At 71.8% G+C, this 21,397-nt stretch carries 23 protein-coding genes; 10 read left to right on the forward strand and 13 right to left on the reverse strand.

The window, feature by feature from the left end; translation table 11 throughout:
- The first annotated feature begins 1 nt into the window (after position 1).
- Positions 2-694 (forward strand): urea ABC transporter ATP-binding subunit UrtE, encoded by a 693-nt coding sequence (gene urtE, locus AC3ANR_RS04045; RefSeq protein WP_488290591.1) that lies wholly within the window; start codon positions 2-4, stop codon positions 692-694.
- A 188-nt stretch (positions 695-882) separates the two neighbouring features.
- Here urtE and AC3ANR_RS04050 read toward each other — a convergent pair whose 3' ends face one another.
- From AC3ANR_RS04050 to AC3ANR_RS04075, 6 genes are all read right to left on the reverse strand, one after another.
- On the reverse strand, positions 883-1,113 hold the full coding sequence (locus AC3ANR_RS04050; RefSeq protein ID WP_488290592.1) for a hypothetical protein: 231 nt from the start codon (positions 1,111-1,113) through the stop codon (positions 883-885).
- 114 nt (positions 1,114-1,227) lie between these two features.
- Complete coding sequence (locus tag AC3ANR_RS04055) at positions 1,228-1,770, reverse strand: hypothetical protein (RefSeq protein ID WP_488290593.1); 543 nt, start codon at positions 1,768-1,770, stop codon at positions 1,228-1,230.
- 133 nt (positions 1,771-1,903) lie between these two features.
- Positions 1,904-2,734, reverse strand: coding sequence for an urease accessory protein UreD (locus AC3ANR_RS04060; protein ID WP_488290594.1), 831 nt, complete (start codon positions 2,732-2,734; stop codon positions 1,904-1,906).
- Between the two features lie 19 nt (positions 2,735-2,753).
- The gene (locus AC3ANR_RS04065; RefSeq protein WP_488290595.1) at positions 2,754-3,521 is read right to left on the reverse strand and encodes an ABC transporter permease; all 768 of its coding nucleotides are present in this window, start codon (positions 3,519-3,521) and stop codon (positions 2,754-2,756) included.
- Entirely contained in the window at positions 3,518-4,354 is an 837-nt protein-coding gene (locus tag AC3ANR_RS04070) for an ABC transporter ATP-binding protein (RefSeq protein WP_488290596.1), read from the reverse strand. The genes AC3ANR_RS04065 and AC3ANR_RS04070 overlap by 4 nt, the downstream gene beginning before the upstream one ends.
- A gap of 62 nt (positions 4,355-4,416) precedes the next feature.
- Positions 4,417-5,451 (reverse strand): ABC transporter substrate-binding protein, encoded by a 1,035-nt coding sequence (locus tag AC3ANR_RS04075; protein ID WP_488290597.1) that lies wholly within the window; start codon positions 5,449-5,451, stop codon positions 4,417-4,419.
- Between the two features lie 332 nt (positions 5,452-5,783).
- On the opposite strand from AC3ANR_RS04075, the gene AC3ANR_RS04080 reads away from it, so the two are divergent.
- Positions 5,784-6,050 carry a GlsB/YeaQ/YmgE family stress response membrane protein gene (locus AC3ANR_RS04080; protein ID WP_488290598.1) on the forward strand — a complete coding sequence of 89 codons (267 nt, stop codon included), beginning with the start codon at positions 5,784-5,786 and terminating at the stop codon, positions 6,048-6,050.
- 70 nt (positions 6,051-6,120) lie between these two features.
- Here AC3ANR_RS04080 and AC3ANR_RS04085 read toward each other — a convergent pair whose 3' ends face one another.
- From AC3ANR_RS04085 to AC3ANR_RS04100, 4 genes are read right to left on the reverse strand one after another with little or no spacing between them, the layout of a single operon-like run.
- Positions 6,121-7,380 (reverse strand): M20 family metallopeptidase, encoded by a 1,260-nt coding sequence (locus AC3ANR_RS04085; RefSeq protein WP_488290599.1) that lies wholly within the window; start codon positions 7,378-7,380, stop codon positions 6,121-6,123.
- The gene (gene uraD, locus AC3ANR_RS04090) at positions 7,377-9,161 is read right to left on the reverse strand and encodes a 2-oxo-4-hydroxy-4-carboxy-5-ureidoimidazoline decarboxylase (RefSeq protein ID WP_488290600.1); all 1,785 of its coding nucleotides are present in this window, start codon (positions 9,159-9,161) and stop codon (positions 7,377-7,379) included. The genes AC3ANR_RS04085 and uraD overlap by 4 nt, the downstream gene beginning before the upstream one ends.
- Positions 9,162-9,165: 4 nt before the next feature.
- Positions 9,166-10,143, reverse strand: coding sequence for an allantoinase PuuE (puuE, locus tag AC3ANR_RS04095; protein ID WP_488290601.1), 978 nt, complete (start codon positions 10,141-10,143; stop codon positions 9,166-9,168).
- Positions 10,144-10,178: 35 nt separating this feature from the next.
- On the reverse strand, positions 10,179-10,850 hold the full coding sequence (locus tag AC3ANR_RS04100) for a GntR family transcriptional regulator (RefSeq protein ID WP_488290602.1): 672 nt from the start codon (positions 10,848-10,850) through the stop codon (positions 10,179-10,181).
- A 68-nt stretch (positions 10,851-10,918) separates the two neighbouring features.
- Here AC3ANR_RS04100 and uraH point away from each other — a divergent pair, with 68 nt between their 5' ends.
- The gene (gene uraH / locus AC3ANR_RS04105) at positions 10,919-11,272 is read left to right on the forward strand and encodes a hydroxyisourate hydrolase (protein ID WP_488290603.1); all 354 of its coding nucleotides are present in this window, start codon (positions 10,919-10,921) and stop codon (positions 11,270-11,272) included.
- A 29-nt stretch (positions 11,273-11,301) separates the two neighbouring features.
- On the opposite strand, the gene AC3ANR_RS04110 is transcribed toward uraH, so the two are convergent.
- Positions 11,302-11,814 carry a hypothetical protein gene (locus AC3ANR_RS04110; protein WP_488290604.1) on the reverse strand — a complete coding sequence of 171 codons (513 nt, stop codon included), beginning with the start codon at positions 11,812-11,814 and terminating at the stop codon, positions 11,302-11,304.
- Between the two features lie 131 nt (positions 11,815-11,945).
- Between AC3ANR_RS04110 and xdhC the strand changes: the two genes are divergently transcribed.
- From xdhC to AC3ANR_RS04140, 6 genes are all read left to right on the forward strand, one after another.
- Positions 11,946-12,749: a xanthine dehydrogenase accessory protein XdhC gene (gene xdhC, locus AC3ANR_RS04115; RefSeq protein ID WP_488290605.1), complete on the forward strand. Its 804-nt coding sequence runs from the start codon at positions 11,946-11,948 to the stop codon at positions 12,747-12,749.
- 8 nt (positions 12,750-12,757) lie between these two features.
- Positions 12,758-13,957: a urate hydroxylase PuuD gene (locus AC3ANR_RS04120; protein WP_488290606.1), complete on the forward strand. Its 1,200-nt coding sequence runs from the start codon at positions 12,758-12,760 to the stop codon at positions 13,955-13,957.
- An 88-nt stretch (positions 13,958-14,045) separates the two neighbouring features.
- Positions 14,046-14,216, forward strand: coding sequence for a hypothetical protein (locus AC3ANR_RS04125; protein ID WP_488290607.1), 171 nt, complete (start codon positions 14,046-14,048; stop codon positions 14,214-14,216).
- Positions 14,217-14,452: 236 nt separating this feature from the next.
- A complete protein-coding gene (locus tag AC3ANR_RS04130) occupies positions 14,453-14,869 on the forward strand; it encodes a secondary thiamine-phosphate synthase enzyme YjbQ (protein WP_488290608.1) in 417 nt (138 codons plus the stop codon).
- Positions 14,870-14,886: 17 nt separating this feature from the next.
- Positions 14,887-16,218 (forward strand): glycerate kinase type-2 family protein, encoded by a 1,332-nt coding sequence (locus tag AC3ANR_RS04135; protein ID WP_488290609.1) that lies wholly within the window; start codon positions 14,887-14,889, stop codon positions 16,216-16,218.
- Positions 16,219-16,403: 185 nt separating this feature from the next.
- Complete coding sequence (locus AC3ANR_RS04140) at positions 16,404-16,790, forward strand: response regulator (RefSeq protein ID WP_488290610.1); 387 nt, start codon at positions 16,404-16,406, stop codon at positions 16,788-16,790.
- Between the two features lie 4 nt (positions 16,791-16,794).
- Here AC3ANR_RS04140 and AC3ANR_RS04145 read toward each other — a convergent pair whose 3' ends face one another.
- Positions 16,795-18,153, reverse strand: a complete 1,359-nt coding sequence (locus AC3ANR_RS04145) for a dicarboxylate/amino acid:cation symporter (RefSeq protein ID WP_488290611.1) — start codon at positions 18,151-18,153, stop codon at positions 16,795-16,797.
- 340 nt (positions 18,154-18,493) lie between these two features.
- Here AC3ANR_RS04145 and rsgA point away from each other — a divergent pair, with 340 nt between their 5' ends.
- Positions 18,494-19,555, forward strand: a complete 1,062-nt coding sequence (rsgA, locus tag AC3ANR_RS04150) for a ribosome small subunit-dependent GTPase A (protein WP_488290612.1) — start codon at positions 18,494-18,496, stop codon at positions 19,553-19,555.
- Between the two features lie 13 nt (positions 19,556-19,568).
- Here rsgA and AC3ANR_RS04155 read toward each other — a convergent pair whose 3' ends face one another.
- A complete protein-coding gene (locus AC3ANR_RS04155; RefSeq protein WP_488290613.1) occupies positions 19,569-21,395 on the reverse strand; it encodes a S8 family serine peptidase in 1,827 nt (608 codons plus the stop codon).
- Between the last annotated feature and the right edge of the window lie 2 nt (positions 21,396-21,397).

Below are 21,397 nucleotides of genomic sequence, written 5' to 3' on the forward strand. Positions count from 1 at the left end.
CATGCTCTCTGTGCGCAACATCCAGCAGTCATACGGCGGCTCGCACATCCTGCGGGACGTGAGCATGGAGGCCCGCGCGGGCCAGGTCACGGTGCTCCTCGGGCGCAACGGCGTCGGCAAGACCACGCTGCTCAAGTCGATCATGGGGCTGGTGCCGATCCGCTCGGGCGCGATCGAATTCGACGGCCGGCCGATCCAGTCGCGCACGCCCTACGAGCGGGCCCGCGCGGGCATCGGCTTCGTGCCGCAGGGGCGCGAGATCTTTGCCCGGCTCACCGTGGAGGAGAACCTGCGCATGGGCCTGGCCTGCAGGCCCGCCGGCACCCCGATCCCGCCGCACCTGTTCGAGCTGTTCCCGGTGCTGCGCCAGATGCTCGGGCGCCGCGGCGGCGACCTGTCCGGCGGCCAGCAGCAACAGCTGGCGATCGCGCGGGCGCTGGCGGCGTCGCCGCGGCTGCTGGTGCTGGACGAGCCCACCGAGGGCATCCAGCCCAGCATCATCAAGGACATCGGCCGGGTGATCCGGATGCTGGCCGGGCGCGGCGACATGGCGATCCTGCTGGTGGAGCAGTACTACGACTTCGCGCAGTCCCTGGCCGACCGCTATCTGGTCATGGAACGCGGCGAGGTGATCGCCCACGGCGAGGGCGCGGAGATGGAAGCGCGCGGGGTGCGGCGGCTCGTGGCGATCTGACGACAGGCCGATGGGACGGCTGCCTACCGCCTTTGCGGTGGCCGCCCGGCAGTGCGCGGCCGGCCCGGGGCGTACCTTGCGGGCATTCCAACACCGCAAGGAGTTCTCACATGCCCATCATCCTCTGGCTTCTCGGCGTTCCCCTGGTCGTGGTCGTGCTGCTGATGCTGTTCCACGTGATCTGACGCTCACGGCTTCGACTTCACGCGCTCGAGCTGGTCCTGGTTGACGCCGGACCGCTCGGCGCGGTTGCCCTCGGCGGTCGCCTCCCCGGCGCCCGGGCCGGGCGTCTCGCGGCGCCCCTGGTTGCCATACGGCTGCCGTCCGGAGCCGCCCTCCCAATTCACCTCGTTGCGGTAGCCATGCCGGGCGTGCGCGGGATCGTCCTGTGCAACGCGCGCCGGGTCGTTGTCGCTCATCGGTCTGCTCTCCTGTGGGTTGCCGCGTGCGCGTGGTGCGCACGCACGAAGGCAACGCACAGGCTACCCCGTGCGCTGCGCGCGTGTGTCGGAGAGGGTCGACGGAACGGGCTGTTACCTTGCCGCCGGCGGCGTGTCCGCGGTGCCCGCGCCGGTCGCGGGCGGCAGCGGCTGCGGCGCGGCCTGCGAGGGCACCAGGACGACCGGGTCGGACGTCTTGGGCTCGATGGTCACGTCGCCCTGGCCCGGCGGGATGACCACGGTCTCGACCTGGCGCAGCACGCCACCGCCGGCGACACTTCCGCTGGTCTCGCCGTAGCCCATCACCCGGGCTTCGCAGGCAGCCTTCTCCTCGCCGCTGAGCGGCTGGCAGCGGGCCATCGCATTGGCGCCGTAGTCGGTGCCGTTGCGCATCTGCCCGCGCTGCTTGTCGGCGCGCGCGTTGCGTGCCTCGCGCAGGCAGGTCTCGCGGTCCTGCTGGGTGCGGCCGCTGGCGCAGGCCTGCACCTCCTGCTGGTAGTTGCCGGATGCGTCGATGCCGGTGTCGGCCGTCGGGGCGCCGGCCACCTGCGCGGTGGCCGCGGTCATGGCGAGCAGCGAGGCCACGCCGAACGACAGCAGGTTCTTGCGCGACCGCAGAGCATGTTTGTGTTGCACGAGGTCTCCTTCCGCTTCAGCAATTCTGGATGGAGCCAGTCTAGGAACGCGGGCGCCGCGCCAGTGCCGGAAGAGCGGCAGCGATGCCGGCGGCGCAGGGCGTGGGGCGCGGTAGGACGCCGCTTGCAGGCGGTCACAGGGCCCACAGGCGCGGCTGCGTCGCCGGCAGCTGCCACAGCTGCTCGCGCCAGGCGTTGCGCACGCGGCGCAGCAGGTCCATGGCCGGCTCGACGAGCGGGGCGAGGACCCGCACCACCACGACGCGTGGGTGCGGGCTGGTCGCGCCTGCCGTGCCGGCCAGGGCGTGCGCCTCGATCACGGCGCGCGCCGCGTCCAGCGCCCGCCCGCGCCGGGGCCGATCGAGCTCGGCACCGCAGGCCAGGAAGAGGCTGGCCAGGCAGCGGTGCCCCGCCAGGCCCAGCGGTCCGTCCAGCAGGCGCCGGTTGGCCGCCGCGATGGTGCCGCGCTCGAGCCACGCGTCGTCGAGCGCGAAGTGCTGCAGCACGCGGCCCTGCTCGAACGGCTGGCCCGCGGCCGGCAGGCCGAGCGCGCACAGGTCCCAGCCCAGCAGCTCGGCGCCGCCTTGCAGCTGCATGTCCAGCCGGTTCTCGGCGATGCAGCCGCTGTAGCAGATCGCCTCCAGCGGCAGCCATTCGAAGCGCGCGCCGTCCTCCAGCGTGAGTCGCGTGTGCTGCACCGCGGGCAGCCCGGCCGAGCGGTAGAAGCGCGACGCGCCCGGCGTGGTGACCAGGCCGTGCGCGCCGGCGCCCACGTGCACGTCGACGTCGAGGCGGTCGCCGCCCACCAGCCCGCTGGGCGGGTGCACCAGCACGTTGTGGCAGATCGCGTCGCCCTCCGGGTACAGCGTCTGCAGGATGCGCAGCGGCCCCTCGTGCTCGAAGCGCGCGACGCTGCGCCCGTCCTCCCGGCCAAGCCGCAGCCGCAAGCGGGCGTGCCAGGTCATGCCGCGCCCGCCGCGTGCCTCACTGCCCTTGCGAGCCGCGGTGGGCCCAGGCCGTGGTGTGCCGCTCGACGTAGCTGAACAGCTCGTACATCACCATCGCCATCGCGCCCACCACCACCAGCCCGGCAAAGGCCAGGCCCATCTGCATCGCCGAGCCGGCGGAGATGAGCAGGTAGCCGATGCCTTCGTTGGCCGCCGTCATCTCCGACACCGTGGTGCCGACGAAGGCCAGCGTGATCGCCACCTTCAGCGAGCCGTAGAAGTAGGGCATCGAGCGCGGCAGGCCGACCTTGACCAGCACGTCCCAGCGGCGCGCGCCCAGCACCCGCAGCACGTCCTCCAGCTCCGGCTCCAGCGTCGCCAGGCCGGTGGCGATGTTCACCATGATCGGGAAGAACGAGATCAGGAACGCCGTGAGGATGGCCGGCCCGATGCCGATGCCGAACCAGACCACCAGGATCGGCACGAAGGCGGCCTTGGGCAGCGCGTTGAAGGCCGTCATCAGCGGATACACCGCCGCATAGGCCAGCCGCGAGCTGCCGATCAGGAAGCCGAGCAGCACGCCGACCACGATGGCCAGGCCGAAGCCCGCCATCGTGACCCAGTAGGTGCGCCACGCATGCGCGGCGATGGTGCCGCGGAACTCGATGAACTGGGACCAGATGCGCGCGGGGCTGGGGAAGATGAACTCCGACACGTTGAAGACCGAGCACACCACCTGCCACAGCGCGACCACCAGCACCAGCAGCAGCCAGGGCGACCAGGCCTCCATCTGCCGCCGGGTCATGGCGCCGCCTCCGCGGCAGGCCCGCGGATGGCCCCGATGTGGCCGCGCAGTTCGAGGACGATGTCGGTGAACTCCTTGGTGTAGGTCAGCTCCAGCTCGCGCGGGCGCGGCAGGCCGATCTCGCGCCGCACCACGAACCGCCCGGGGCTCTTGCTCATGACGTACACGGTGTCGGCGAGGAACACCGACTCGCGCAGATCATGCGTGACCAGGATCACGTTGAAGCGCTGCTCGGTCCACAGGTCGCGCAGGATGCACCACAGCTCCTCGCGGGTGAAGGCATCGAGGGCGCCGAAGGGCTCGTCCAGCAGCAGCATCTTGGGTTCGTGCACCAGCGCGCGGCAGATGCTGGCGCGCTGCTGCATGCCGCCCGACAGCTGCCAGGGAAACTTGTCCTCGTAGCCGGCCAGGCCCACCTTGCGCAGCAGGGCGCGGGCGCGCTCCTCGTACTCGGGGCGCCGCTGCTTGAACCGGCTGCGGTGCGGCTCGACGATCTCCAGCGGCAGCAGCACGTTGTCCACCGTCGTGCGCCAGGGCAGCAGCGAGGGCGCCTGGAACGCCATGCCGGAGATCTTCAGCGGCCCGGTCACGGGCTGGCCGTCGATGCGGATGTGGCCGCGGCTGGGGCGCTTGAGGCCCGTGGCCAGCTTCATGAAGGTGGACTTGCCGCACCCCGAGGGCCCGACGATGGCGATGAACTCGCCCTGGCGCACCTGCAGGTCGATGGCCTCGACCGCGAAGTGGTTCTGGGCGAGCAGGTCGTCGTTGTAGGCGAGCCAGACGTCCCGGAAGTCGACGAAATCGGGGGCCGCGGGCGCGCCCGCCGGCGGCATGCCGCCCCCCGCGGGAGGCCACGCGTGCGTGCTCGGCCCGGCGACGCTCGATGTCGGTGCCGTCACTTCCGGGGCGCGGGCAGCACGTTCAGTTCGGCCTTGGCGGGCAGGAACGAGCCGTTCCACACCGCGTCGGGGTTCACGCGCGTCTTGGTGCCGAACGCGTCGGACACCTGCGACGCCATCAGCGACAGGCGGCCCGGGTTGATCTGGCCGAAGCCCTCGGCGCGCGCGTCGGCGCTGTTGATCACGGTGTCGATGGCCAGCTTCAGGCGCCGCGTCTCGAGTTCGGTGTTGATGATGCCGTCGCGCGCCTTGACGTCGTTGACCGCCGCCGCCGGATTGGCCACCACGTCCCTGACGCCCTTGGCGAACGCCGACAGGAAGGCCTTGATCGCCGCCGGGTTCTCGCGAATCAGCTTGGGCGAGACGATCACCACGTTGCCATAGAGCTTCACGCCATGGTCCGGATACGGCAGCACGACCACGTCGTCCGCCTTGACGCCGCGCGCCTCCAGGTTGAGCAGCGAGGTGAAGGTGAAGCCGGTGATGGCGTCGACGTCGCCGCGGGCCAGCATGGTCTCGCGCAGCGGCGGATCCATCGCGGTCCAGGTGACGCCCGAGATGCCGTTGGCCTTGGCGAAGATCGGGAAGGCGCGGCGACCGGCGTCGAACACCGGGGCCCCGAGCTTCTTGCCCGAGAGGTCGGCGGGCTTGCGGATGCCCGACTTCTTCAGCGCCATCACGGACGCCGGCGTGTTGTTGTAGACCACCATCACGGCGACGGGCTTGTTGGGCGCATCGGGGTTGTTGGCGTGGAACTCCATCAACGCCGCCAGGTCGGCGAAGCCGATGTCGTAGGTGCCCGACGCCACGCGGGTGACGGCGCCACCGGAGCCGTTGCCGGCGTCGATGGTCACATCGAGCTTCGCATCCTTGAAGTAGCCCTTGGCCGCCGGCGTGAGGAAGAGCGCGGCGGGCCCTTCGAAGCGCCAATCCAGCTGGAACTTGATCGGCGTGGTCTGCGCGCCGGCGGTGCCGGTGGCGAGCGCCACGGCCAGCGCGGCGGCGGCGCGCAGGAACAGTCTTTTCGTCATGGGGATCCTCTGGGTGCGTGGATGTGGTGCAGTGAGCCCAACCAAAAGCAAGAAGGGTGCCGGTCGATATCGTGCCGCCACCGGCCGCGCTTTTCCCTCCGGAAATACCCCCTGCGGTCGCGCTGCGGGAAGGGCCGGGCGGGGGTAGGGGTTGTCTGACGTGCCCACTGGAACGCCCCGCACGGTGAGGCTGTGTGGGCGACTACGCCCGCGCTTGGGCGGCGCAACCATATTGCGTTCACCGGCTGCCGGTTTTGGGGTGGCAGGGGGACGGGGCCCACCGGGTTCCGGCCGCTATCAACAACACGCCGTTCGCGGCATAGGAGTGCATCATGGGCTTTCTGATTTGGTTGATCGTGGGTGGTGTCGTGGGCTGGCTGGCCAGCCTGATCATGCGCACCGACGGGCAGCAGGGCATCCTGCTGAACGTCATCGTCGGTATCGTCGGCGCCTTCATCGGCGGCTGGGTGATCTCGCCGATGGTCGGGGTGGCCACCATCAACGAAGGCATCAGCATCGGTTCGATCCTGGTGTCGCTGGTCGGCGCCGTGATCCTGCTGGCCATCGTCAACCTGTTCCGCCGCGGCCGCGTGCGCTAAGGCGATCGTCCCGGAGCCACTCCGGGCGGTTCGACGACCAGTTGAAAAAGCCGGGCCCAGCCCGGCTTTTTCATGCCTGCGGCGTGGCGGGCCGCAGCAGGTCGAGCAGCGTCCGGGCGACCACCTTGGTCGCCTTGCGCAAATCCTCGAGGTCCAGGCGCTCATCTGCGCGCTTGGCGTTCGATTCCAGCACCGTGCGCGGCCCGGCGCCGTAGATCACGCCGGGAATGCCGGCCTCGGTGTAGAGGCGCACATCGGTGTAGAGCGGCGTGCCCACCGCCGGGATCGGTTCGCCGAACACGGCCTGGCCGTGCGCCTGCAGGGCTCGCACCAGCGGCTCGTTGCCGGGCAGCGGCACCATCGAGCGGGCGAGCAGCAGCCGGCGCACCTCGACGCGGATGTCGCGGCCGCCGCGCGGCGGCTCGAACGAGCGAACGGCCGCGTCGATGGTGGCGCGAATCGACGCCTCGACCTCGGCCGGATCCTCTTCCGGGATCATGCGTCGATCCAGCTTGAGCACCACCTTGCCCGGAATCACGTTGGTGTTGGTGCCGCCGGCGATGAGGCCGACGTTCAGGTAGGGGTGGGTGATGCCTTCCACGCGCGAGGTCACCCGCAGGTACTCGCGGTTGAGCGCATACAGGGCCTGCAGGATGTGCGTGGCGCCCTGCAGCGCGTCGGTGCCGCTGTCCGGGATCGCGGCGTGGCTCATCTGGCCATGCACGGTCACCTCCATCTGCAGGCAGCCGTTGTGCGCCACCACCACCTGGTAGCTGAAGCCGGCCGCGATCATCAGGTCGGGGCGGGTGATGCGGTTCTTCAGCAGCCAGCCCGGGCCGAGCTCGCCGCCGAACTCCTCGTCGTACGTGAAGTGCAGCTCCACGGCGCCGCGCAGCGGCGCGCCGAGCGACTCGAGCGCCCGCACGGCGAAGCTGAAGGTGGCGAAGTCGCTCTTGCTCACCGCGGCCGCGCGGCCGTAGAGGAAGCCCTGGTCGATCTGGCCGCCGTAGGGGTCGTGGGTCCAGCCGTCGCCCGGCGGCACGACGTCGCCGTGGGCGTTGAGCGCCACCACGGGGCCGTCGCCATAGCGGCGCCGCACGACCAGGTTGGTAATCGACTGCAGTCCCTGCGCGTGCACGGCCTCGGCCGGCACCGGGTGCTTCTCGGCCTCGAAGCCGAAGCCGCGCAGCAGCTCGGCCGTGCGGTCGGCATGCGGGGCGTTGTTGCCCGGCGGCGTGTCGGTGGGCACGCGGACGAGCTCCTGCAGGAAGCGCGCTTCCTCGTCGAAGTGGGCGTCGACCCAGGCGTCGAGGCGGTCGTGGTCGGTCATGCGGTCGCTCCGGTGGCCAGTTGGTCGAGCAGGTGGCGAAAGGCCTGCACCGCCAGCTCGATGTCGTCGGCGGTGGTGCTCTCCAGCGGGTTGTGGCTGATGCCGGCGTTCTGCCCGCGCACGAACAGCATGGCCTGGGGCATCACCTGGTGCAGCTTCATCGCGTCGTGGCCGGCGCCGCTGGGCATGCGGTGCAGCGGCACGCCCAGCGCGTCGACGGCGCGCTCCCAGCGCGCCTGCCAGGCGGGGTGGCTGGGCGCGGCGGCCGCGCGCATGGTCAGCTCGGTGGTGAAGCCGACGCCGCGGCGGCTGCAGATCGCCTGCAGCTCGGCGAGCACGTCCTGCACCAGGGCGTCGCGCTGGGCGTCGTTGGGCGCGCGCAGGTCGAGCGTGAACTGGCACCGGCCGGGCACGACGTTGGTCGAGCCGCCGGGCACCTGCAGGATGCCGATGGTGCCCACCGAGTCGCCGTCGCGCGCCGCGCGCCGCTCGACGAACAGCGCCAGCTCGGCGACGGCCACCGCCGCGTCGCGCCGGCGGTCCATCGGCGTCGTGCCGGCGTGGCTGGCCATGCCGACGACCTCGCAGGTGTAGCGCACCCCGCCGTTGATCGAGGTGACGATGCCCAGCGGCAGGTCGAGTTCGTTGAGCACCGGGCCCTGCTCGATGTGCACCTCGACGAAGCCGAGGTAGGCGCCGGGGTCGCGCCGCAGCGCCTGGATCGCGTCCAGCGTGGCCGGCAGGCCGGCGTGGGCCATGGCCTCGCGCATCGTGGTGCCGTCCGCGTCCTTCTGGTCCAGCCAGGCCGGGTCGAAGGCGCCGATCAGCGCGCCGGAGCCGAGGAAGGTGGCCTTGTAGCGCTGGCCTTCCTCTTCGGCGAAAGCGACGACCTCGAGGCCGAACGGCAGCCGCCGGCCCTGCGCCGCCAGCGCGCGCACGCACGCGATCGGCACATGGATGCCCAGCCGGCCGTCGTACTTGCCGCCGTTGCGCACGGTGTCGTAGTGCGAGCCGGTCAGCAGCGTCCGGGCGCCGGGCGCGCCGGCGCGGTAGCGGCCCACGACGTTGCCGACCGCGTCGATGTCGACGTCGTCGAAGCCGGCCTCGCGCATGTCCTGCGCGATGCGCGCGGCCGCGGCGCGGTGCGCGTCGGTGAGGTAGGTGACGGTGAGCTGGCCCTTGTCCTTGAAGCCGGGATCGCTGAACTGCGCCAGCCGCTCGAGCTGGTCCCAGACCTGCTCGCCCTCGGCGGGCGCCGCGCCGAACTTGTCGTTCAGCCGGATCTCGGCGATGCGGTGCACGTTGCGCAGGCACTCCGCGCGCTCGAAGTCGGCCGGGTTGGCCAGGCGGCGCTCGAAGGTGGCGATGATCTCGCCGCGCGACAGGCCGGTGCCGCGCGGGCCGCGCACGGCCAGGATGAAGGGAAAGCCGAATTTGGCGTTGTAGTCGGCGTTGAGCTGCTGGATCGTTGCGAACTCCTGCGGCGTGCAGTCGGTCAGGCCGGCGCTGCCCTGCTCGTTCTTCGATTCCGCCGTGAGCGTGCGGCTCACCATCGCCTTGCCGGCCAGTTCCGGATGCGCGCGCAGCAGCGCCAGCTGCTGCTCCGGGCCGGCCTGGCGGACGACGCTGGCCATCGCGTGCTTGAGATGGGCGAGCGAGCGGAACGGCCGCTGCGCCAGCGCGGCGCGGGCGATCCAGGGCGAGTGCTCGTACAGGCCGTCGAGCAGCGTGGCCGCTTCGTCGGCGCTGGCCGCATTGAGTTGGTCGAGGGTGAGGGGCATGGGGTCAGCCGGCGAAGGGATGGATCAGTTTCCAGTGGCGCGCCAGGTCGATGCGGCGGCACACCCAGACGTGGTCGTGCTTCTCGATGTGGTCGAGGAACTTCTGCAGCGCCACGATGCGCCCGGGGCGCCCGAGCAGGCGGCAGTGCATGCCCACGCTCATCATCTTGGGCCGGTCCAGGCCGGCCGGGTCGCCTTCGGCGTACAGGGCGTCGAAGGTGTCGCGCAGGTAGACGAAGAAGTCCTGCGCCTGCGAGAAGCCCTGCGGCAGCGAGAAGCGCATGTCGTTGGTGTCCAGCGTGTACGGCACCACCAGGTGCGCCGCCGGCGCGCCGTCGCTGCGCCGCACCTTCATCCAGAACGGCAGGTCGTCGCCGTAGTAGTCGCTGTCGTACTCGAAGCCACCGTCGTCCACGACGAGGCGGCGGGTGTTGGGGCTGTCGCGGCCGGTGTACCAGCCCGCGCCGTGGATGGCGCCCGGGCTGCCGTGGCGCTGGCCGGTGAGCTGCTCGATGGCGCGGATCGCCAGCCGCATGTGCTCGCGCTCGGTGTTGCGGTCCACGTCCTGGTAGTGGATCCAGCGCCACCCGTGGCTGGCGATCTCGTGCCCGAGCTCGACGAAGGCGGCCGTGACCTCGGGGTGGCGCTGCAGCGCCATGCCGACGCCGAACACGGTCAGCGGCAGCTCGCGCCGCTCGAACTCGCGCAGGATGCGCCACACGCCGGCGCGCGAGCCGTATTCATAGATGCCCTCCATGCTCAGGTGCCGCGCCGGGTAGCTGGCCGGGTTGAACATCTCGGAGAGGAACTGCTCGGAACCGGGGTCGCCGTGCAGCACCGCGTTCTCGCCGCCTTCCTCGTAATTGAGCACGAACTGCACGGCGATGCGCGCATTGCCGGGCCACTTCGCGTGCGGCGGGTTGCGGCCGTAGCCGGCCAGGTCGCGCGGGTAGGCCGCGGTGCTGTCGTAGGTGGTGCTCACGGGGTCCTCCTGCGCGGTTCGCTGTGGGTCTGCGCTCATGCCGCGGCCAGCGCCTGGGTGATGTCGTGGGTGGGTCGCGGCCGGTCGAAGGCCAGGCTGGCCTCGACGTGCCGCAGGTGCTCGTCCATCAACTGCACGGCCCGCTCGGAGTCGCGCGCCGCCAGCGCCCGCACGATCTGCACGTGCTCCTGCTGCGAGTGGCGGGCGGCGCCGGCGCGCTGGTACATCAGGGTGATGAGCGAGCTGCGGGCGATCAGGTCCCGCAGGATCTGGGCCAGCACCTCGTTGCCCATCAGCTCGGCCATCCGCACGTGGAAGTCGCCCAGCAGCTCGATGCTCCCGGCCGTGTCGTGGCCGTCCAGCGCCGCCTGTTCCCGCGCGACGTGCTCGCGCAGCCCGCGGATGCTGGCCGGCGGCGCTTCCCGTGCGAAGACGCGCGTCATCTCCGACTCCAGCATGCGGCGCACGGCGAACACCTGGCGCGCCTCCTCCACCGTCGGCGCGGCCACGAACGCGCCGCGCGCGGGCTCCAGCGTCACCAGCCGGTTCTGCGCCAGCTGGTGCAGGGCCTGCCGCACCAGCGTGCGCGACACGCCGAAGTGGTCCGCGAGCTTCTGTTCGGCCAGCTTGGTGCCCGGCTGCAGCCGATGGCCCGCGATGGCCTGGGTCAGCTCGCGGGCGATGACGGCGGTGGTGGACGGCTCCATGGCGGGGCGATGATAGCTGGCGCCCGCAAAAGTGTATACACTTCTGTCGACCATTGAGGAGTTGCTGCATGGGCCTGAGCACCCACGTCCTGGACACGATGCACGGAACGCCCGCCGCCGGGATGTCGGTGGCGCTGTACACCGTGCAGGGCGGCCAGCCCACGCTGGTGCGCCGTTTCACGCTGAATGCGGACGGGCGCAATCCCGAGGGGCCCCTGTACAAGGACAGCGAGCTGCGCCAGGGCACGTACCGCCTGGTGTTCGACGTGGCCGCGTATTTCCGCGCCCGCGGGGTGGCGTTGCCGGACCCGCCGTTCCTCGACCAGGTGGGGCTGGACTTCGGCATCGCCCACCCCACCGAGCACTACCACGTGCCGCTGCTGGTCAGCCCGTGGAGCTACTCGACCTACCGCGGCTCGTGAGCCGGGCGGCCGTCATGGCGCGCGCGCGCTCAGTCCTGTCCCTCGGTCAGCGTGTCGAGCTGGAAGCGGCCGCTCTTGTGCCACAGCCAGGTGTCGGTGTAGACCACCCGGCCCATGCGCGCGGGCACCGGGTACGGGGCCGCGGCGCGCACGGTGCGCTCGATCTCGGCAATCACTTCGGGCGCATGGCGCGGAGCGCGCATCCAGCTGATGTTCTGCACCTGCCCCTGGCGGCCCACTTCGACCTGCAGCACGCCGACCGCGTACAGCAGGGGCGGCAGGCGTCCGTGCCAGATGCGGCCCTGGTTCAGGCCGTACAGGTGCGCGGCCGCGTCCTTGCGGTACGCGCGCGGCGTGACGGCTTCGGACACGCGGCTGTTGGCCACGACCGCTTCGACCGGCGGCGCCACCGGCGCGGGGGGCGCGACGGCGACGGGCGGTTCGGGGGCCGGGGGCGGCGTGCTGCTGCACGCGGCCAGCAGGCTGGCGACGGCGGCCAGGGGGGCGAGCAGCGCGCGCTGGCGCTTGAACTTCGGGTGCATGGAATCTCCTCCTCGGTGCACGGATGGTCCCCGTGCCTGCGGGCAACGGCCAGCGTGAAACTCCGGATGACCTTGCTTACGGCTGAGTTCGCTTGTTGCCGCGTGTCACAGACGCGGCCGTGGCGGTTGTGATGGACGCGATCGGCCTGCTCGAGCGCGATGGCGGCGCGGTGCTGGTCACCGTGCAGGCCGTGCAGGGCTCGGGGCCGCGCGAGCCGGGGGCCTGGATGCTGGTGGCGCCTTCGGGCATCGCCGGCACGATCGGCGGCGGCCAGCTCGAGTTCGACGCCATCGCCAGCGCGCGCGCCTGGCAGGCGGAAGGCGCCGAGGGCGAGACGCTGCGCCGCTATGCCCTGGGCCCCAGCCTGGGCCAGTGCTGCGGCGGCGTGGTGCACCTTCGCTTCGAGCGCGTCGCGGCGGCCGATGCGCCGGCGCTGCGGACGCGGCTGGCGCCGGTCCTGCAGCCGGTGGCGCTGTTCGGCGGCGGCCACGTGGGGCGCGCGATCGTGCGGGCCTGCGCCGAGCTGCCCTTCGCGCTCACCTGGATCGACAGCCGCGACCAGATCTTCCCGGCCGAGGTGCCGGCCAATGTGCAGTGCGAGCATTCCGATCCGGTGCAGGCGGCCGTGCGCGGGCTGGCACCGGGCAGCCTGGTGCTGGTCATGAGCTTCAGCCATGCCGAGGACCTGGACATCGTCGCCGCCTGCCTGCAGCGCCGGCGCGAGCGCGCCGACCTGCCCTTCCTCGGGCTGATCGGCAGCCACACCAAGTGGGCGACCTTCCGCCACCGGCTGGAGGCGCGCGGCTTCGCGGCCGCCGAGCTCGATGCCGTGCACTGCCCGATCGGCCTGCCCGGCATCGCGGGCAAGCAACCCGCCGTCATCGCCGCCAGCGTGGCGGCCCAACTCCTGCAGGCCCGCGCCGCAACGACCTGAACACCGCCATGGAAAGCTACTTTCTCGACTGGGCCAACTTCCTGCTGCGCTGGCTGCACGTGATCACCGCGATCGCCTGGGTCGGCTCCTCGTTCTATTTCGTCTTCCTCGACGCCAGCCTCACCCCGCCGGTGGACGAGGACCTCAAGCGCCAGGGCGTCAGCGGCGAGCTGTGGGCCGTGCACGGCGGCGGCTTCTACCACCCGGTGAAGTTCGCCGTCTCGCCGCCGAAGCTGCCCGAGCACCTGCACTGGTTCTACTGGGAGAGCTACACGACCTGGATGTCGGGCTTCGCGCTGCTCATGGTCTCGTACCTGTGGAACGCCAGCGCCTACCTGGTCGATCGCACGCTGGTGGACTGGTCGCCCGCGGCGGCGGTCGCCGCGGCGCTCGCGTTCCTGGTGGTGTTCTGGTTCGCGTACGACGCCGTGTGCCGCGTCTTCGGCGAGCGCGACAAGGGCGACGCCGTGGTCGGCGTGCTGGTGGCGGCGCTGGTGGGCGTCGCCGCCTGGCTGGCGTGCCACCTCTTCCCCGGCCGCGCCGCCTTCCTGCTGGTGGGGGCGATGATCGCCACCTCGATGAGCGCCAACGTGCTGTTCTGGATCATCCCGGGGCAGCGCAAGGTGGTGGCCGCCATCCGCGCCGGCCAGCCGGTCGACCCGATCCACGGCAAGCGCGGCAAGCAGCGCAGCGTGCACAACACGTACTTCACGCTGCCGGTGCTGGTGGCCATGCTGTCCAACCACTACAGCTTCCTCTGGAGCCATCCGCGCAACTGGCTGGTGCTGGTGCTGCTGATGTTCGCCGGCGCGGCGATCCGCCAGTTCTTCGTCCTGCGCCACGGCTGGAAGCTGGGCCGCAACCGGCACCCGCTGCCGTATGCGCTGGCCGGCGTGGCGGCGCTCGCGGCCACCGTGGCCTGGCTCGCGCCGGCGCCCCAGGCGGCGGCGTCGGCGCCGCCGGCGGACGTCGGCTACGCGCAGCTGCGGCCCATCCTGGAGCAGCGCTGCTACCTGTGCCATGGCGCGCAGGTGCAGATGAAGAACGTGCGGCTGGACAGTCCCGAGGCGGTGAAGCAGCACGCCGCGGCGGTGTACCAGCAGGCCGTCGTCGCCAGGCTGATGCCGATGAACAATGCCACCGGCATCACGGATGCCGAGCGCGCCGTGATCGGCCAGTGGTTCCGGCAGGGCGCCCGCATCGACTGAACCCCGGGGCGCCGCTCGCGCGGCTGTCCTACAGCCGGCGCGGCGGGCGCGGTGCCATGCTCGTCCGACGCATCGCCAGGAGACCGCCATGTCCACCACCGGAACGCCCGACCGTTCGCCGCAGGCCGAGGAGTCCATCGCCGGCCAGGTGCCGCCGATCCCCGACGAGCCGGGGCCGCACGACGTGCCCGATGACAAGGTGATCGAGAAGACCCTGCCCACCGGCACCGTGCGCCCGCCGCGCGACGAGCGCTCCTGACCGGCGCGGCCGGCCCGCCCGCAGCCCATGGGCGGTGCCGTGTTGCGCGCCGGCCCGGGGCCCGGGGCCCCGGCTCATCCATGGTGGTGGGCTAAGTTGCACGCATGAGTCAGACGGCGTCGAACCCCGTACCGCCCGACGCTGGGGCTGAAGCACCCCAGGTGCACGAGCTGGAGGAAGCGCTGGCCGCGGTGCCGGGCTGAAGTCCGCGCCCGGCGGGCGACAATGGCGGCCCGATGCACCACCAGTCGACGCTCGACTTCAGCACCAGCGGCCGCGGCAGCCGCGACATCACGGACGCCGTCGCGCGGGCGGTCGCGCAGTCCGGCGTGCGCACCGGCATCGCGCACGTGTTCGTGCAGCACACGAGCTGCTCGCTGGTGATCACCGAGAACGCCGACCCCGACGTGCGGCGCGACCTGGAGACCGTGCTGTCCCGCGCCGCCCCCGATGGCGACCCCGCCTGGCGGCACGACACGGAAGGCCCGGACGACATGGCGGCCCACGCGCGCACCGTGCTCACCGGCGAATCGCTCACGGTGCCGGTCGGGCAGGGCCGCCTGCTGCTGGGCACCTGGCAGGGGCTGTTCCTGTGGGAGCATCGCACCGGCCCGCAGCGCCGCACCGTGGTCGTGACCGTGCTGGGCGAATGAAGACCAAGGCAAGAACGATGAACCTTCCCGGCAACGACGTTCCCGATCCGCGGCGCGATCCACGCGCCTTCCTGCAGCACCTGTATGCGGCCGCCGTGCAGCGGGCCCTGCCGCTGCGCACGCTGGGCGCCTTCCTGCCGCCGCCGCCGCGCGGGCGCACGCTGGTCCTGGGCGCCGGCAAGGCCGGGGCCTCGATGGCGCAGGCGGTGGAGGCGCTGTGGCCCGCCGACGCGCCGCTGTCGGGCCTGGTGATCACGCGCTACGGCCACATCCCGCCACGCCCGGCGGGGCTGCCCGCGCGCATCGAGGTCGTCGAGGCGGCGCACCCGGTGCCCGACGCCGCCGGCCTGGCCGCCACCCAGCGCATCCTGTCGCTCGCGCACGGCCTGTCGGCGGACGACCTGGTGCTGTGCCTGATCTCCGGCGGCGGCTCGGCGCTGCTCACCGCGCCGGCCGAGGGGCTCACGCTGGACGACAAGCAGCGCATCAACCGCGAGCTGCTGCACTGCGGCGCATCGATCGGCGAGATGAACTGCGTGCGCAAGCACCTCTCGCGCGTCAAGGGCGGCCGCCTGGCCGCCGCGTGCCACCCGGCGCGGGTGGTGACGCTGACGATCAGCGACGTGCCCGGCGACGACCCGTCGGTCATCGCCAGCGGCCCCACGGTGCCCGATGCGACGACCTGCGCGGACGCGGTCGCGATCCTGCTGCGCTACGGCATCGAGGTGCCGGGCGCCACCATGAGCCTGCTGGAGCAGGGCGCGCTGGAGACGCCCAAGCCGGGCGACGCGGTCTTTGCCGGCCACGCGGTGCACCTGATCGCCACGCCCCAGCAGTCGCTGGAGGCGGCCGCCGCGCAGGCGCGGGCGGCGGGCATCGCCGCCCACATCCTGAGCGACGAGATCGAAGGCGAGTCGCGCGAGGTGGGCAAGGTCCATGCGGCGCTGGCCCGCGCCGTGGCCCGGCGCGGCGAGCCGTTCGCGCGGCCGTGCGTGATCCTGTCCGGCGGCGAGACCACCGTCACCGTGCGCAGGCAGCCCGAGGGAACGCCGCGCGGGCGCGGCGGCCGCGCCGGCGAGTTCTGCCTCGGACTCGCGGTGGCCCTGCAGGGCCAGCCCGGCGTCTGGGCGCTGGGGGCCGACACCGACGGCATCGACGGGGTGGAGGACAACGCGGGCGCGTTCGTCGCCCCGGACACGCTGCACCGCGCCGCGGGCGCGGGCGTGCGCGCCGACGCGCACCTGCAGCGCAACGACGCCTACGGCTTCTTCGCCGCCCTGGACGACCTGGTGGTCACCGGGCCCACGCACACCAACGTCAACGACTTCCGGGCCGTGCTGGTGATCTGACCTTCGGCTGACAGGCTGTAGGCCTCGACCTACAGCCAACCGGGGGCAATTTGATGACAATCGCCCGTCGCTTCGCGGACTGAGCCGGGCAAAAGCCGACCACGCTCCGCGACCGGCGTCGCTCCACCGAGTTCCGGCACCCGCCGGGCGGGGTGGATCCGCAGTCGCAGTTGCAGGAGAAGTCGTTGGGAATCCGCGTGTTGCTGGTCGAGGACGTGAAGGCCTCGCATGAACTGATCAACGAAACCCTGCACTTCGTCGGCGGCTACGACCTCGTGGGCAGCTGCGCCACCGAGTCGTCGGCGCACCAGTGGCTGCACGACAACCGCGGCGGCTGCGACCTGGTGATCCTGGACCTGATGCTGCGCGAGGGCTCCGGCTTCTCGGTGCTCAATGGCTTGCGGCGCGACGCGCCCGGCCCCGGCGTGGTGGTCTTCAGCGACTTCGCCTCGCCGGCCGTGGTGCAGAAGTGCCGCGCGCTCGGCGCCACCGACGCGATCTCCAAGTCCGACTACCGCCAGCTGCGCGTCTTCCTCGAGAAGTACCGCGGCGAGCTCGCCGAGGCCGCCTGAGGCCTCAGGGCCGCGGCTCGGCGCCGAGCGCCGGCTGCTCGGTGTGGGCGTTGAACACCGATTCCGGATCGTCGGTCGCGTCGCCCGGCGCATCCAGCTGCGAGCGCAGCCGCTCCAGGTCCAGGTCCCCCGTCCACCGCGCCACCACCAGCGTGGCGACCGCATTGCCGATCAGGTTGGTGAGCGCGCGCGCCTCGGACATGAAGCGGTCGATGCCCAGGATCAGCGCCAGGCCCGCCACCGGCACGTGGCCCACCGCCGACAGCGTCGCCGCCAGCACGATGAAGCCGCTGCCCGTGACGCCGGCCGCGCCCTTGGACGTCAGCACCAGCACGCCCAGCAGCGTCAGCTCCTGCATCAGCGTCATCGGCGTGTTGGTCGCCTGCGCGATGAACACCGCGGCCATCGTCAGGTAGATGCTGGTGCCGTCCAGGTTGAACGAGTAGCCGGTGGGGATCACCAGGCCCACCGTCGTGCGGCGCGCGCCCAGGTTCTCCATCTTCTCCATCATCCGCGGCAGCACCGACTCGGACGAGGACGTTCCCAGCACGACCAGCAGTTCCTCCTTGATGTACTTCACCAGCTTCCACACCGAGAAGCCATGCAGCGCCCCGATGGTGCCGAGCACGACGAAGATGAATACGAGGCAGGTGGCGTAGAACGTGCCCATCAGCTTGCCGAGCGAGAACAGCGAACCCAGGCCGTACTTGCCGACGGTGAAGGCCATCGCCCCGAACGCGCCGATCGGCGCCAGCCGCATGATGAAGCCGACCATCGTGAACAGCACGTGCGAGGTCTTCTCGATCCAGTCGAACACCAGCGTGCCGCGCCCGCCGTACCGGTGCAGCGCGAATCCGAACAGGACGGCGATCAGCAGCACCTGCAGGATCTCGCCCTTGGCGAAGGCGTCGACGAGCGTGTTCGGGATGAGGTTGAGGAGGAACTCGGTGGTCGTCCCCAGCTTGCCCGGCGCGGTGAACGCGGAGATGCCCTTGGTGTCCAGGCTCGCCGGATCCACGTTCATGCCCCGGCCCGGGCCGACCAGGTTCACCAGTACCAGCCCGATCACCAGCGCGATGGTGCTGACCAGCTCGAAATAGAGCAGGGCCAGGCCACCGGTCTTGCCGACCTTCTTCATGTCCTCCATGCCCGCGATGCCGGTGACGACGGTGCAGAAGATGATCGGCGCGATCATCATCTTGATCAGCTTGATGAAGCCGTCGCCCAGCGGCTTCATCTGCTCGCCGAGCGCGGGCTGGAAGTGGCCCAGCAGGATGCCGACCACGACCGCCGTGAGCACCTGCACGTAGAGCGAGCGGTAGAGGGGCTTGCGCGCGGGCGCGGCGGCTGTGGCTGTGGCCATGGCACTCCCTGGGGGCGGTCGGCTGCACCTTACACCTCGGTGCGGGTGACATGTGTTTCAGCCGCCACGCCACCAGCGCGACAGCGCCGGTGCGCGTTGACCGCGCCGGCCGGCCGCTGGCACACTGCCGCTTCCTTCCACCACCACCACAGGAGAGCCAGCCATGGAACGACACGACCTTGCCCCCCTCCTGTCGGCCGCCTGACCCGCGCGTCACCGCCCCACCGGGTGCCCTGATTCCCCGCCGCGTCGGCGGCCGGCCTTCCGATCCGAGCCACGTGCCCTGCACGCGGCCGGCGTGCGCCCGCGCGCACCTGCGGACCACCATGAATCGAGCACCATGCACATCGACATCGAATCCCTGCGGGGCATCGGCCTGGCCCAGGCCGTGCTGTCCCTCCTCGGCGCGCTGACCCTGGAGGGCCGCGCGCGCCTGGCCCGCGTCGTGGAGACACAGCGCGACTGCCACACCCTCGACGACGGCCACGAGGACCATCTCGCGCGGCCGCTGCCCCGCCTGCTGGCCGTGCTGCAGGCGCGGGACGCGCCGCTCACGGTCGGCGACTGGGTCGTCGCCTGCCCGGACGACCAGGGCCGCTGGTGGACCAGCGAGCGGCTGGAGCCCGTCACGCAGATCGCGCGGCGGGCCAACGACGGACGGCGCCAGCCGCTCGCGAGCAACGTCGACACGGCGCTGCTCGTGATGGGGCTGGACGCCGACTACAACCCCCGGCGGATGGAGCGCTCCATCGCGCTCGCGCGCGCCAGCGGCGTCGCGGCGGTGGTGGTCCTGAGCAAGGCCGACCTCGTGCCGGATGCGGCGGCGCGCGCCGAGCAGCTGCGGCGCCGCCTGCCGGCCTCCGTTCCCGTGGTGGCGGTCGACGCGACGAGCGACGCCGCCCGGGTGGCGCTGTGGGGCTGGCTCGGCGCCGGCCAGACGCTGGTCCTGCTCGGCTCGTCCGGAGCCGGCAAGTCGACGCTGACCAACACCCTGGTGGGCGAGGGACTGCAGGCCACCGGCGCCGTGCGGCGCAGCGACGGCCGCGGACGCCACACGACGACGGCGAGGTCGCTGCACCGCTGCGCCGGCGGGGCCTGCATCATCGACACGCCCGGCCTGCGGACCTGGCGGCCCGACGCGGCCGCCGAAGCGCTGGCCGCGGCGTTCGAGGACGTGCAGGCGCTGGGGACGCGGTGCCGCTTTCGCGACTGCCGCCACGACGGCGAGCCGGGCTGCGCGGTGCGCGAGCTGGTCGAGGAAGACCGGCTGCTGAACTACCGCAAGCTGCTGCGCGATGCGCAGCGCGCCGAGCAGACGCCGCTGCAGCGCATCGCGCTGCGCAGGAAGTGGAAGGCGATCGGCAAGGCCGGCACCCAGCGCGTGCGCGACAAGCGCGGCTGAGGCCGGCCGGGCCTCAGGGCCGGTAGCCGACGGCGGCGAGCGCCTTGGCGGGATTGACCAGCGTGCGGCGGCCGTCGTCGCTGCGGTCGGCCGTGCGCCGCATGATCTCGATCACCTCCGCCGGCTTGAGCGCGGGCTTGACCGCGAGCATCTTGGCGGCGAGGTTGGTCACCTGGGGCGAGGCCATCGAGGTGCCGGACAGCGCGATGTGCTTGCCGCCCGGAACGACGCTGTCGACCTGGTAGCCGTTGGCGTGCAGCAGCACCGTCGGCCCGTAGCTGGTGAAGCCGGCCTCGTCGCCGGCCTTGTCGACCGCGCCTACCGAGACCATGTTCGGCAGCGCGATGCCCGACGGGTAGGCATCGTTGAAGGTGGGGTTGTCGCCCGAGTTGCCGGCCGAGGTGACGAACAGCACCTCGGGCAGCGACTCGAACATCGCCTTCAGGGACTTGTAGTGCAGGTCGAAGTAGCGGCGGGCGATCGCCTTGCGCTCGGCGGTGTCCTTGCCGATCCCGCACTGCTCCAGCTCCACCTCGTAGGAGCGCAGGTTGCCGCCCCAGCTCATGTTCACCACGCGGGCGCCGGTGCGGCGGATGAAGTCGCCGTACTTGGCGAAGTTGGCCGCCGCGCGTTCCTGCAGTTCCGGCGTCGGGCACGGGTCGGGCAGCATGGTGTGGCCGAACTCGATGCGCGCGTTCGCCAGGCGCGCGTACGGGTTGCCGGCCATCGCGATGCCGGCCACGTGGGTGCCGTGCTCGTAGACGCCGACCAGGCGCATCTCCTCGAGCGTGCTGCGGTACGCCTGCGGCGACAGCTCCGACAGCAGCTTCTTGACCGCCGAGGCCTCGGGGCTGTCGATGTTGGAGGTCAGGTCGGACATGCCCTTGCTGCGCGCCAGCAATTCGTCGCGGCGCTTGTGCAGCTGCGCGCCCAGCGGCTTGAGGGGCTCCTTGGACGGCTGGCTGCGCAGGTCGAACGCGATCGTGGCGGGCACGCCGCCCTGCAGGATCTGCCGGCCGCGGAACAGCGGCATGTCGACGCCGCTGTCCCAGACCACGACCGGCACGGTGGCGTAGTTGCGCCCGGCGGGCAGGGCGACGTCGCGCTGGGCCCAGATGTCCGGCTTGTCGACCTGGTTGGCGGCCAGGTAGCGGGTGTAGGTGTCGAGCATCGCCGCCTTCAGCGGCAGCACGAATTCCAGCGCGTAGCGCGCGCCGATCAGGGCCGGCGCGAGGTCGGAGCTGATGGCGCCGGTCTGCGCCGCCACCGGCTGCAGCACGTTGCGCACCCGCCCGAGGACCAGCGTCTCGCCGACCGTCTCCATGCCCGCCTTGGCCCGCTGCACGTCGTTGCGCACCACCAGGTACGGCAGGCCCTGCAGCTCACCGGCCATCGCCTGCGCGACCTCGGGCGCGAACTGCGGCGACTGCCGCCCGCCCGTCTTCTTCACCGCGGAGACGATCGCGCGCGTGCTCAGGCCCGACAGCAGCTTGTCGGCCGGCTTCTCCTGCAGCCCGCGGATCTCGTTGGAGCGGCGCAGCGCGTCGTCCCAGCGGCCGTCGAGCAGGTCCAGCTGCAGCAGCACGCCCAGCAGCTGGCGGCGCCTGGACAGGTCGGCGATGTCGAAGCGCGCGAGCGTCTGCTCGGTGTCGCGCCGCACGTCGGCGGCGAAGGCGGCGAAGCGCTGCGGGTCGCGCACGATGGCCTCGAGCTCGCCCTGCACGGGATAGCTGAAGCGGGGAAGGTCGTCGGCGCGCTCGGCACGCTGGGGCGCCTGGGCGTTGGCCGCACCGGCGGCAAGGAGGGCAGCGAGCGCAGTCGCGAGGAGGGTTCTGTTCATGG

It is taken from the genome of Ramlibacter sp. JJN2-2R, assembly GCF_057747835.1.

Excerpts from the sequence above, each read along its gene's own strand:
- urtE (WP_488290591.1), top strand. The coding sequence starts at position 2 with ATGCTCTCTGTGCGCAACATCCAGCAGTCATACGGCGGCTCGCACATC.
- AC3ANR_RS04050 (WP_488290592.1), bottom strand. The coding sequence starts at position 1,113 with ATGAGCGACAACGACCCGGCGCGCGTTGCACAGGACGATCCCGCGCAC.
- AC3ANR_RS04060 (WP_488290594.1), bottom strand. The coding sequence starts at position 2,734 with ATGACCTGGCACGCCCGCTTGCGGCTGCGGCTTGGCCGGGAGGACGGG.
- AC3ANR_RS04065 (WP_488290595.1), bottom strand. The coding sequence starts at position 3,521 with ATGACCCGGCGGCAGATGGAGGCCTGGTCGCCCTGGCTGCTGCTGGTG.
- AC3ANR_RS04070 (WP_488290596.1), bottom strand. The coding sequence starts at position 4,354 with ATGCCGCCGGCGGGCGCGCCCGCGGCCCCCGATTTCGTCGACTTCCGG.
- AC3ANR_RS04075 (WP_488290597.1), bottom strand. The coding sequence starts at position 5,451 with ATGACGAAAAGACTGTTCCTGCGCGCCGCCGCCGCGCTGGCCGTGGCG.
- AC3ANR_RS04080 (WP_488290598.1), top strand. The coding sequence starts at position 5,784 with ATGGGCTTTCTGATTTGGTTGATCGTGGGTGGTGTCGTGGGCTGGCTG.
- AC3ANR_RS04085 (WP_488290599.1), bottom strand. The coding sequence starts at position 7,380 with ATGACCGACCACGACCGCCTCGACGCCTGGGTCGACGCCCACTTCGAC.
- uraD (WP_488290600.1), bottom strand. The coding sequence starts at position 9,161 with ATGCCCCTCACCCTCGACCAACTCAATGCGGCCAGCGCCGACGAAGCG.
- AC3ANR_RS04100 (WP_488290602.1), bottom strand. The coding sequence starts at position 10,850 with ATGGAGCCGTCCACCACCGCCGTCATCGCCCGCGAGCTGACCCAGGCC.
- uraH (WP_488290603.1), top strand. The coding sequence starts at position 10,919 with ATGGGCCTGAGCACCCACGTCCTGGACACGATGCACGGAACGCCCGCC.
- AC3ANR_RS04110 (WP_488290604.1), bottom strand. The coding sequence starts at position 11,814 with ATGCACCCGAAGTTCAAGCGCCAGCGCGCGCTGCTCGCCCCCCTGGCC.
- xdhC (WP_488290605.1), top strand. The coding sequence starts at position 11,946 with ATGGACGCGATCGGCCTGCTCGAGCGCGATGGCGGCGCGGTGCTGGTC.
- AC3ANR_RS04120 (WP_488290606.1), top strand. The coding sequence starts at position 12,758 with ATGGAAAGCTACTTTCTCGACTGGGCCAACTTCCTGCTGCGCTGGCTG.
- AC3ANR_RS04125 (WP_488290607.1), top strand. The coding sequence starts at position 14,046 with ATGTCCACCACCGGAACGCCCGACCGTTCGCCGCAGGCCGAGGAGTCC.
- AC3ANR_RS04130 (WP_488290608.1), top strand. The coding sequence starts at position 14,453 with ATGCACCACCAGTCGACGCTCGACTTCAGCACCAGCGGCCGCGGCAGC.
- AC3ANR_RS04135 (WP_488290609.1), top strand. The coding sequence starts at position 14,887 with ATGAACCTTCCCGGCAACGACGTTCCCGATCCGCGGCGCGATCCACGC.
- AC3ANR_RS04145 (WP_488290611.1), bottom strand. The coding sequence starts at position 18,153 with ATGGCCACAGCCACAGCCGCCGCGCCCGCGCGCAAGCCCCTCTACCGC.
- rsgA (WP_488290612.1), top strand. The coding sequence starts at position 18,494 with ATGCACATCGACATCGAATCCCTGCGGGGCATCGGCCTGGCCCAGGCC.
- AC3ANR_RS04155 (WP_488290613.1), bottom strand. The coding sequence starts at position 21,395 with ATGAACAGAACCCTCCTCGCGACTGCGCTCGCTGCCCTCCTTGCCGCC.